At 46.0% G+C, this 13,076-nt stretch carries 2 protein-coding genes; one reads left to right on the forward strand and one right to left on the reverse strand.

Annotated elements, in window-relative coordinates:
- The first annotated feature begins 174 nt into the window (after positions 1 to 174).
- The gene (locus tag Xbud_RS03825) at positions 175 to 11,982 is read left to right on the forward strand and encodes an amino acid adenylation domain-containing protein (RefSeq protein ID WP_422645754.1); all 11,808 of its coding nucleotides are present in this window, start codon (positions 175 to 177) and stop codon (positions 11,980 to 11,982) included.
- Positions 11,983 to 12,049: 67 nt separating this feature from the next.
- On the opposite strand, the gene budC is transcribed toward Xbud_RS03825, so the two are convergent.
- Complete coding sequence (budC, locus tag Xbud_RS03830) at positions 12,050 to 12,808, reverse strand: meso-2,3-butanediol dehydrogenase (protein ID WP_211283484.1); 759 nt, start codon at positions 12,806 to 12,808, stop codon at positions 12,050 to 12,052.
- Positions 12,809 to 13,076: the final 268 nt, after the last annotated feature.

Consider the following 13,076-nt stretch of genomic DNA (forward strand, 5'->3'; position numbering starts at 1 on the left):
GGTATTTATTTCAGTTAATTTAATTTCTAATTGTTATAGTAATACATGTATTTAATGTAGGATTTCCCTACCAACCATACCCAGTTCATTCTTATCGAAGGACAGTTAAAAGAAATATTTTATTTATTTTCAAGTGGATGAAACAAACCAAAACCGAACTATTATCAAGGAGAAATGAGAATGTTACATAACAACTCTTCACAAACTTCCTCAGCAGTTCGTAATAATAATCCTCTCCCCCCGCATACATACCCACTTAGTTCTCCTCAGCAAGCCGTCTGGTTTGATCAGGCCATTCACCCCAATTCTTCTCACTACAATCTCAACATTTTTGTCTGTATTGAAGGAGAGCTGAATGAAGAATTATTTATCCGTGCCTTTGAAAATATTGTTTATAGTCATGACACTCTACGTTTACGATTTACCAACACCCACGCTTTGCCCACCCAAGAGATTGTTCATTCTCTGTCTGTAGCTATGGATATAGTCGATTTTTCATCGTATCAAGATGCTGAAATCAGAGTACAACAATACATGGATGCCGAGTTTATACGTCCATTTCAACTGAATGATGAATTATGGCGTTCCAAGTTATTGCGAGTAAGCAATACCTGTCGGTACTGGCAGTTTTGCAGTCATCATTTAATTATTGATGGAACTGGCCTGTGCATACTGCTTGACAAGGTTATTGATCACTATAACCTTCTGATGAGAGGAGAAACACTGAGTAACTCAGCTCACTCTTATCTGGATTTTATTACGGATAACCTCAATTACCTTGCTTCTGAACATTACTTACAAGATATGCAATTTTGGTTGAAGCGTTATGAAAACCTGCCTCCTCCCTTACTCCAGCTCCCTAATTTCAATAACACTGATGCCAATAATATCAAGAGCCACAAACAAGCTAAACCTATCACTTCCAAGCCTGTTATTTGGTCAGTCGACCAGACACTTTTTGAACGTATTAAAAAGGCCGGTGGCAAACAGGGATTCCCCCTTCTGCATTTCATGTATGCCCTTCTGGCCTGCTATTTCGTTCGAACAGCAGATGTGGATGAAATCGTTATCGGTATTCCCTTACACAATCGCCAAAATATACAACAGAAGCACACGATGGGAATGTTCGCATCCGTGCTCCCTATTCGCATCACCCTTTCACCAGAGGATACATTTCGTGATGTCATACACAAAGTCGTAACCGAAATGAATCTTTGCTATAAGCACCGAAGCTTTCCCATCGTAGAACTAAACCGACAAATACATACCCGACAAAAATTCTCGGCTCCTCGATTATTTGACGTGACCTTATCTTTCGAACCGTTCAGAGTTAATCTGCATATGGAAGGAGAAAGCACCAACGTCAAACTCTTCGACCTACATTCTGGTGCTCCTTATCCTCTCGCTATCAGAATCAAACAATACACAAACACCTGTCATGAAGATATTGATTCCCCACTTTCCATTGAGTTCTATTTTTCTCCTGATTACCTGAGCACTACGGAAGTTATAACGCTTCAGTCCCGCCTTGCGGTCTTGCTTGATGCCGCTCTCACTTCTCTGGAAACACCATCTCTTACGAATACGAAAATAGTCAATCTGCCTATCCTGACCGACATTGAACGCCAACAAGTTTTGGTGGATTTCAACGCCACCCAAACTGAGTTTCCACAGGAGGCACTAATTCATCAACTGTTCGAAGCACAAGTGCAGCGCACACCAGATGCCATAGCCGTGCTCTTTGAAGAGCAATCATTAAGCTACGAAGAGCTGAATAAACGAGCCAATCGTCTGGCACATCATCTGATTGCGTTCGGCGTGCGTCCTGACGACCGGGTGGCAATTTGTGTTGAACGCGGTCTGGAAATGGTGGTCGGTTTATTAGGTATTCTCAAGGCTGGTGGCGCCTTTGTGCCACTCGATCCGACTTATCCGGCCAAGCGGCTGGCATATATGTTCAATGATTCAGACCCCGTGGCTCTGATTACTCAAAAAGCATTTACCCAGAAAACAATGGCAGAAACGTGGAACAGTAACCTGCCAACTATATTGCTTGATACACCATTGCTTGATACACCAGAATATTCTGTTTTGGATGAAGGATCAGAAGAAAACCCAAAAGCCCGGGCACTGGGGATGACTTCCCGCCATCTGGCTTATGTCATTTATACCTCCGGCTCTACAGGGCAGCCCAAAGGCGTCATGATAGAACATCGCAGTTTGTGTAATTATATTGTCACCCGGAAAGACGTACTAACCATCACACCAGATCATCGAATCCTGCAATTTGCCTCAAACAGTTTTGATGCCTGTATGTGGGAATGTTTTATGACCCTCATGGCAGGCGCCCGCCTTTATCTTGCCAAACGGGACAACCTTCTGCCGGGTACAACGCTGTCTGACTATTTAGAGACACATGCTATTACTCTCTGCATCTTATCCCCCACGGTTCTGGCAACAATGGATACTATTCCGGCAACACTACAAACCTTAATCCTGGGAGGGGAAGCGTGTCCGCCTACGCTGGTGAAACGCTGGGCACAAGGACGACGGATGCTCAATGTATATGGCCCGACTGAAACCACCATTTGTGCCACTTTTTACCAATGTGACAGTCAGGAAGACAAAGCGCCGCCGATTGGTTATCCCATTGCTAATACCCAAATCTATATTCTTGATATTTATGGTCAACCCGTTCCGTTAGGGATTGTAGGAGAGATTCATATCGCTGGTGTCGGCGTTGCCCGCGGCTACCTGAACCGCCCAGAACTCACTGCTGAACGTTTCCTTACCAATCCGTTCTCTTCTGAACCCGACGCACGTATGTACAAAACTGGTGATCTGGGGCGTTGGCTACCCGATGGCAAGATTGAATATCTAGGCCGCAATGATTTTCAAATCAAACTACGTGGCTTACGCATTGAACTGGGAGAGATCGAAGCAAGATTACGGCAATGCCACGGTGTACATGAAGCTATAGTGCTACCTTATGAAGATTTTTCCCATGAGAATCTTTCTCATCAAAATACGTCTGATGACAATAGGTCAGCTTCAAAACATCTGGTCGCCTACTTACTACCAGAGGCAGATGTTGAATTGGAGCCAATGGCCTTACGGCAACAACTCTCACAACATCTTGCAGAATACATGATACCCAGTGCCTTTGTGACGCTCGACACCTTTCCTCTGACTCCCAATGGCAAACTCAACCGCCAGGCTCTCCCAAAACCAGATCACAGCGCAATCGTCACTCGCAGTTACCAAGCGCCTATAGGAGACATCGAAACCACTCTGAGCCAAATTTGGCAAACATTGCTCGGAGTGAAACATGTCAGCCGCTACGACCACTTTTTTGAGCTTGGCGGCCACTCATTGATAGCCGTTAGTCTGATAGAACAACTGCGCAATATGGGATGGGTTCTTGATATCCAGATCATATTTACCAGACCAGTACTGCACGAGATGGCAAACGCAATACTGTCGGCTCAGAAAAAGACAATTCAAGGAAATATAGAACAAGAAAATGCGGCTGTATTCACCGTTCCGCCTAATCTCATCCCTGACGGCTGTACTACCATTACACCCGACATACTGACTCTAGTTTCTCTGTCTCAACAAGAAATTGATGCTATCGCCGCAGCTATTCCCAGAGGAGCTGCCAATATTCAAGATATCTATCCACTCGCACCACTACAGGAAGGCATTCTTTTCTATTATCTGTTGCAGAAACAGGGGGATATTTATCTATTACGCAATTTACTGTCCTTTAACACCCGCGAACGGCTCGATACCTTTCTGGCAGCCTTACAACTGGTGATTAACCGTCACGATATTCTGCGTACTTCAATCTATTGGCAGGAATTAGCACAGCCGGTACAGGTCGTTTGGCGGCAGGCCTCTTTGAACATTAATACGTTTTTGGCAAATAGCGAGCAGGAGATCTCCTCTCAATTACTGACACACACTGATCCCCACCAACACCGTTTTGATATAAGTCAGGCTCCGTTAGTCTCTGCCGACATTGCCTATGATCCAGCTCAGAATGAGTGGTTACTGGCACTGTGCATCCACCATTTAGTCTGTGACCATATCACACTGGAGCGTATCATTGATGAAATCGGTACATTACTGCATAGCCATGCCGAAACATTGCCACCCGTATTACCTTATCGTAACTTTGTTGCTCAATCCCTGCATGTATCGACTTCAACTCACGAAGCCTATTTCCACAAAGTATTTTCTGATGTAGATGCGCCAACAGCCTCTTTCGAAATACTGGATCTTCATAGCGGTGAGCAACAAAATAGTGGCGAGCAGCAAATATCTGAAACCAAACAGCCACTTGATACTGCACTGTCCAGAGCTATCCGCACACAGGCCCGACGTCAGGGTGTCAGTCCCAGTATCTTGTTTCATGTTGCTTTAGCTCTGGTGCTGGCAAAAACCAGCGGGCGTGATGATGTGGTCTTTGGCACGGTATTGTTAGGGCGTATGCAAGGCAGTTCCGGCATCGATCAAGTTATGGGACTGCTTATTAATACTTTACCTATTCGGATTAGGCTTACGGAGAATAGCGTACAGACAACCGTTCAAGAGACCTACCTCAGCCTGATGAGATTGTTAGAACACGAGCAGGCAACACTGACACTGGCCCAGCGCTGTAGCGGCGTAATACCACCTTTACCACTTTTCAACACCCTGCTTAACTATCGTCATAGTCAATCGGATACCACCTTTGCTAAATTGGAAGGTACACGTCTGTTGATGCAAGAAGAGAGGATTAATTATCCCATCGGTTTGTTTGTTGATGATTGGGGTGATGAGTTTAGCCTGGTTGCCCAAACTGTATCGAACATCGATTCGGTTCGTCTGATTGGCTATATGACCACAGCCCTGACAGGCTTGGTCGAGGCGCTGGAAACCTCACCTCACCAGCCAATTTTGGAGATTTCGATTTTGCCCGCTAGCGAGCGTCAACAGTTGCTGGTGGATTTCAACATAGTTCAATCCCGTCAAGACTTTTCATTTTCTCAAGATACAGCGGCAGATTTCCCACAACATGATGCGTTTATTCACGAATTATTTGAAAAACAGGTGCAATGCAATCCTGATGCAATTGCTGTCATTTTTGGAGAACAGTCGTTAAGTTATGCTGAATTGAACCACCAAGCCAATCGTCTAGCCCATTATCTGATTACTTTAGGTGTCCGCCCTGATGATAGGGTGGCGATTTGTACTGAACGCAGTCTGGAAATGGTAGTGGGATTGCTCGCTATCCTTAAGGCCGGTGGTGCCTATGTTCCGCTTGACCCAAGCTATCCTGCCGAAAGACTGGCCTATATACTTGAGGATGCGTCCCCTGTTGTCTTACTCACCCAGACGGCGTTTATTGAACAATTCATCCGCTCCATACCCATTGTAAATCTTGATGATACAGTGTCCTTTATTGAAGATATGCCAACCAGCAACCCGGACCGACAAACTCTTAGCCTCACCTCACATCATCTGGTTTATGTTATTTATACCTCTGGTTCGACGGGCTTACCCAAAGGCGTGATGAATGAGCATCGTGGTGTCATGAACCGCTTGCTCTGGGCGCAGGAGACCTATCGGCTAACCCCGCAGGATCGGGTTTTGCAGAAGACACCATTCAGTTTTGATGTTTCCGTCTGGGAGTTCTTCCTGCCTTTGATGTTTGGTGCGCAGTTAATTATGGCTCGTCCTGACGGTCATAAAGATCCCAGCTATTTACTGAGTGAAATCGAAAAACGCAGCATTACCGTGCTTCATTTTGTCCCTTCCATGCTGCAACATTTTCTGCATGATACGCCAGCCGGAAGTTGCTGTTCTCTGCGCCATATTCTGTGTAGTGGCGAAGTGCTTTCTTATGCCTTGCAGCAGCAATGCCTGTCCCGTTTTCCTCACTGTGAATTACACAACTTATATGGTCCAACTGAAGCAGCAATTGATGTTACCGCCTGGAGATGTGTTCCGAATCGTTATATCGGGCAGGTTCCCATTGGACGGCCTATTACCAATATTCAAATCTATCTTCTTGATCGCCATGGGGAGCTGGTTCCAATCGGTGTTACAGGTGAAATTTATATCGGTGGAGTCGGTGTTGCCCGCGGTTATCTGAACCGCCCAGAACTCACAACCGAACACTTTATTGCTGATCCTTTTTCTTCAGCCCCTGATGCTCGTCTATACAAAAGTGGCGATCTGGCTCGCTGGTTACCTGACGGTAATATTGAATACCTTGGCCGGAATGATTTTCAGGTCAAAATACGCGGTTTCCGTGTCGAACTTGGCGAGATTGAGACCAGACTGGCGCAATGTCACGATGTGCGCGAAGCCGTTGTGCTTGCTCAAGAAGATACTTCTTATGAAAAAACAGAGGGTGAAAAAACAGGGAATGGAAAACGTCTGGTTGCTTATCTACTCGCTCAACCAAATGCGATACTGGTGCCGGCAGAATTACGCCAGCAACTTGCGCAACACCTTGCCGAGTATATGCTACCCAGCGCTTTTGTGACGCTTGATGCCTTTCCATTGACACCTAATGGCAAACTCAATCGTCAGGCACTGCCAATACCAGCGCAGACGGCACTGGTGACCCGCAATTATGAAGCGCCCATCGGAAGCATGGAAACAGGATTGGCCGAGATTTGGCAAGAACTGCTGAAATTGGAACAAGTTAGTCGTCACGATCATTTCTTTGAACTCGGTGGTCACTCCCTGCTGGCTATCCAACTTGCTGCCCGAATACGCCAGAAACTGGCGCGGGAATTGCACTTACAGCAACTCTTTTCCCACCCTGTCCTGACCGATTTAGCAACCGTGCTTATCGACACCCCTGTGACAAACCAAATCATTATTTCTGCGACTGATCGTAGCCAACCCTTACCACTCTCTTTCTCTCAACAACGCTTGTGGTTTATCATCCATCTCAATACCAAAACCAATCTGGCCTATCATATCCCGATGGCCCTGCATCTCAGCGGACATCTCGATCATACTGCTCTTGCGACTGCGCTTAACCATCTCGTCAGCCGACATGAAAGTTTACGTACCCGTTTTGTCCTGATTGATGAACAGCCTCACCAATATATTGATAGTGCAGATACTGGTTTTTCTCTGGCCTATCAAGATCTGCGCAGTTTAGACGAAACATCTCGCATGACCCATATTAACGAATTGGCAGAACTCGAAACACAAACGCCATTTGACTTTGCTAATGAGCCAATGATTCGGGGCCAATTACTGCAACTATCTGATGAAGAACATGTATTGCTCCTGACCCAGCATCACATCATTACCGATGGCTGGTCGGTGGGGATACTGCTCCGGGAACTAAGTGCTCTTTACCGTACCGCACTGGGAAAATATAGCGATCCTTTACCTCACCTCCCCATCCAGTACCCGGATTATGCCGTCTGGCAACAGAAATGGTTACAAGGTGTGGTTCTCACTACACAACGGGATTTCTGGCAAAAACAACTTCAGGGTGCACCGGTATTGCTCGATCTTCCTACAGATTATCCACGCCCGCCGGAACAACGATACACTGGCAGTCACGTCCCTGTTCACCTGAATGCTGACTTACTGTCTGCTCTCAAAACACTCGGACAGCGTCAAGACACGACGTTATTTATGATCCTGCTTGCAGCCTGGGGGATCATACTTACCCGTTTAAGCGGGCAGGATGATATTGTCATCGGCACGCCTGTCGCTAACCGTCCACTGAGTGAACTTGAAGGATTGATTGGCTTTTTCGTCAATACCCTGCCTTTGCGCATTGAGCTGAAACCGTGCGATTCTGTGGCAAATCTGCTCACCCACGTTCGTGAACGTGCGCTGGCAGCTTATGCACATCAAGACTTGCCTTTTGAACAATTAGTGGAAATTCTGCAACCTGAACGCAGCCTGAGCTACAACCCAATTTTTCAGGTTATGCTGGCCCTAAACAACACTTCCACTCAGTCTCTTGAATTGCCGGGTTTATCTGTCTCACCGATAGAACAGCCACATCCCAGCGCGTACTTTGACCTGACGCTGTCACTGTCCGAAACTTTGGATGACCTCAATGGTTATCTGGAATACGCTTCGGATCTCTTCAAGCACACAACAGTTGAACGCATGGTTGGATATCTCATCAATGTGCTAACTGCCATGGCAACCGATGAAACCCAAGCCATTGGCCGCCTGCTGATGTTATCTGCTGAGGAGCGCCAACAATTACTGGTGGATTTCAATACCCCTCAATCCTGTCAAAATACCGGAGTTAACTTGCCGGACAGTACGTTGATTCATCAACTGTTCGAAGCACAAGTACAACGCACACCAAACGCGACAGCGGTGATATTTGAAGGCCAATCTTTGAGTTACCACGAACTGAACTGTCGCGCCAATCAACTGGCACATGGACTAATTGCCTTTGGTGTTCATCCTGATGATCGTGTCGCCATTCATGTTGAACGGGGTTTAGACATGATTATCGGCCTATTCGGGATCTTAAAAGCCGGGGCCGGTTATATTCCACTTGATCCAGAATACCCTACCGAACGGCTGATTTATCAGTTATCGGACTGCAAACCGGTATTATTGTTGACCCAGAAACAATTAAAGACACGTTTACCAATACAGGATATTCCCATCTGGCTGCTGGACGACGAAATTCACCAAGGTAACATGCAAAAACTGCCTGCCTATAATCCTGATAGCCCGCAAATGGGGATCAAGCCGCACCACTTGGCTTATATCATCTACACCTCTGGTTCAACCGGAAATCCAAAAGGCGTTATGTTGGAACACCACAATATCGTTAGCCTTATTCATGCTCAATGTCAGGTGAGTGAACCTCACTTGGGCGATCGGGTTTTGCAATTTGTGACCTTCGCGTTTGACATTTCAGTGTCAGATATTTTTCCTACTCTGGCTTCAGGTGCCACACTGGTTCTGCGCCCATCCTATATCAAAATACCGGATGTCACCTTTGTCGATTTTTTGCGTGAACAGAAAATAACCATTATCAATATACCGACCGCCTTCTGGCACCATTGGGTACAAGAAATGATAGTCAGACGCAGTGGTTTCAGCCCCTACCTGCGTACCATTATTGTTGGAGGTGATAAAGTAGAGCACCGCTATTTAATGGACTGGCTATCGTACCCGGAAACACAATCCTGCCGTTGGATCAATGCCTATGGTCCTACAGAGATCACCGTTACTGCAACTACTATGCCGATAAACAAGGACATGACAGTAGACAAAGGAACAGTGTCAGATAATAAAAATACTCCCTCTATTACCAACAACGTTATCACCAACAACATTCCGATTGGGCGCCCACTGTCTAATACCCGTGTCTATATTCTGGACACACTCGGTCAGCCAGTTCCTATCGGCGTAAGTGGCGAAATTTATATCGGAGGCATGGGCGTCGCCCGTGGTTATTCAAATCAACCAGAGCTAACAGCAGAAAAATTTGTTGTTGATCCCTTTAGCGAGCACCCCAACGCGCGTATGTATAAAACTGGCGATCTGGCTCGCTGGCGATCTGACGGCAATATCGAGTACCTCGGTCGCAATGATTTTCAGGTCAAGATCCGCGGATTCCGTATTGAACCGGGAGAAATCGAAACCAGATTGCTACAATGTCAGGGCGTACGTGAAGCTATTGTACTTGCTCGCGAAGATGCTTCTTATGAAAAAACAAGGGGTGATAAACGCCTTGTTGCTTATCTGACCGCCGAACCCAATACAAAACTTGTGCCCGCAGAACTACGCCAGCAACTCGCACAATACCTTGCTGACTATATGCTGCCCAGTGCATTTGTGATACTGAGTGCTTTTCCGTTGGCTCCCAATGGCAAACTCAACCGCCAAGCCCTGCCGATGCCGGATCAGTCATCAATCGTGACTCAAGCTTATGAAACACCGCTCGGTGAAAAAGAAAGAGTTCTGATGGAGATCTGGCAAACATTATTAGGGTTGGAAAAAGTTGGCCGCTATGACCATTTCTTTGAACTGGGTGGTCATTCTCTGATGGTTATCCATCTGATCGAACGACTGCGCAGCCGGGGTTGGAGCCTTGATATACGAACCGTTTTTGTCACTCCGATATTGGCTGAAATGGCAAAAGTAATGCAGGACATTGAAAATAACGCGGCCACATCCACCATGTCCGCTATACCGCCTAATCTGATCCCTGATGACTGCACCGCCATTACTCCTGATATGCTGCCACTGGTTTCTCTGACACAACCCGAAATTGATACTATCGCCGCCGCCGTTCCTGATGGCATCACCAATATTCAGGATATCTACCCACTCGCATCATTACAGGCAGGTATGTTGTTCCACCATCTGATGCAAACACAAGGAGACGTTTATCTGTTACATACCTTGTTTACGTTCGACACCCGCGAACGTCTTGATGCTTTTCTGGCAGCCTTACAACAGCTCATTAATCGCCATGATATTCTGCGCACAGCTATTTGCTGGGAGGGCTTAACACAACCAGTGCAAGTTGTCTGGCGTCAGGCTTCCTTGCATATCAACAACTTTGTGCCGGACGGTGATAACGATATTTCTTCCCAGTTGCTGGCGCATACCGCCCCACACCAGCGCCGTCTTGATATAAGTCAGGCACCGCTATTCTCTGCTGATATTGCCTATGATCCGCATCAAGATGAATGGTTGCTGGCTTTCTGCTGCCACCATATACTTAATGACCATATATCGTTGGATATTATCATCACTGAAATCAAAGAACTTTTGCACCCGCATATCAAACTGTTACCTCCTGCACTGCCTTATCGTCACTTTATCGCTCAGTCTTTATGCGTACCGATATCAGATCACGAAACTTTTTTCCGTGAAATGCTCGCCGATGTGGATGCACCAACCGCGCCTTTCGGAATAGTGGATATCTACAGTGAAAATAGACAGATAACCGAGGTCGTCAAGCCACTTAACGCCGCCCTATCCAGAGCTATCCGCAAACAGGCGCGTCGTCAGGGAGTCAGTCCCGGAGTATTGTTCCATGTCGCGCTAGCACAAGTTCTGGCAAAAATAAGCAGACGAGATGATGTCGTCTTCGGGACAGTCTTGCTCGGACGCATGCAGGGAAATGCTGACATTGAGCAGATTCTGGGGCTGTTTATCAATACTCTGCCTGTGCGCATCCAACTTGCAGAGAACAGCGCACAAGAAACTGTGCAAGCGGCCTACCGCAGTCTGACGCAGTTACTTGAGCACGAACAGGCACCACTGGCACTGGCTCAGCGCTGTAGTGGTGTAACACCGCCTCTGCCACTGTTTAATACACTGCTTAACTATCGCCATAGTCAATCAAACGTGACTAACACCCTATGGGAAGGCATACGCCTGGTGACAGGACAGGAAAGAACCAATTACCCTCTCTACTTGGCAGTAGATGATTTGGCTAGAGGTTTCCTGTTGACAGCCCAGACTGTATCGGGAATCGATCCGGCGCGCCTGATTGCCTGCATGACGACGGCCCTAACGGATCTGGTAAAAACATTGGCAAACGAACCTCATAAACCAATCATGGATATTTCTACTTTGCCCGATAAAGAACGCCAGCAATTACTGGCGGATTTTAGTGCTGTTCAGGCTGGCTTAGCGCAAGATTTGCTGATACCAGACCAATCTGCCGTTGTAACTTCCGGCCATTCCGACTATAAAGCACCGCTCGGTGAAGTAGAGATTGCACTGGCTGAAATATGGCAAAAGTTGCTGAAACTGGAACAAGTAAGCCGCCATGATAATTTCTTCGCGTTAGGAGGTCATTCATTGATAGCGATACAATTGTTAGCCCGTATGCGTGAACAAAACATGGAGATCCCATTAGCAACGTTGTTTACTCATCCCACATTATGTGAACTGGCTAAGGCCATAAACCAAAATCACTCAACCGAATTTAATCGCTCAAACTGCAATTATGAACTGAAATAAAAATTAAACGGCTCCACAATCTGTAGACTGTGGAGCCACTTTTCAATCAGTTACCTAACGGACACCTTTAATTAAAATTAGGTTGACCATTGGATGCCGTTAGCCCGCCATCTACTGGCAAGTTCACACCATTAATGAAACTGGCATCCTCACTCGCCAAAAATGCAATAGCAGCGGCCACTTCAGAAGGCTGCCCTGGCCGTTTCAACGAAATACGACTATCGAAAGACTCAAGAGTTTCCTCGTCAAGACGTGCGACCATCGGGGTCAATACTAAACCTGGACAAACGGCATTGACACGAACACCTTGTGAACCATAATCCAGAGCCATAGCACGGGTGAGATTAACGACAGCGCCTTTTGACGCGCAATAGTGAGCGCCACCCCAATCTCCCCCTAAACCAGATATAGAGGCATTATTGACAATACATCCTTTACTTTTCAGCAAATGAGGTAAAGCAAAATAACTACAATTAAGCACGCCATTGAAATTCGTCGCTAATACCGCATTAGCCTCTTCTTCTGAGATATTCAATAAATCGCCGACTGCATACAATCCTGCATTGTTCACCAGAATATCGATCCGGCCAAAATGCCTGACCGTTTCATCAACCATATTTTTAACTGATTCCCGATCTGTAACATCAGTCTGGATCACCAACGCTTTTTCCGATGGCAGTTCACTGAAAACACAATGAAGCTTATCAGTATCCCGTCCTGCTAATACAACAATGGCCCCCTCTTGCGAAAAACGTTTCGCTGTAGCCTCCCCAATACCGCTTCCTGCGCCAGTAATAATGACAACCTTATCCTCAAATCGAATCATGTTATTACCCTCATTGATGTATTTTCAATGCCCGTTATAAATCCAGAAATAGCAATATTCTTGATCCCGTTCTTCCTGACTGGAATTTATATGCCAGTGAGCATTGCGTATTTCAGATATTGATTGAGATATGGAAACTGATTTATTCAAGATAGATGTTATCTTATCGTCAGATAATGTATTTTAAAATTTATAAAAAACAGGAAATGTTTAACTATCATATCCTCCAGAATATAATTTGTTAATTACCTTGCTATTTCTTTTTTTA

The organism is Xenorhabdus budapestensis (assembly GCF_002632465.1).
Taxonomy (GTDB): domain Bacteria; phylum Pseudomonadota; class Gammaproteobacteria; order Enterobacterales; family Enterobacteriaceae; genus Xenorhabdus; species Xenorhabdus budapestensis.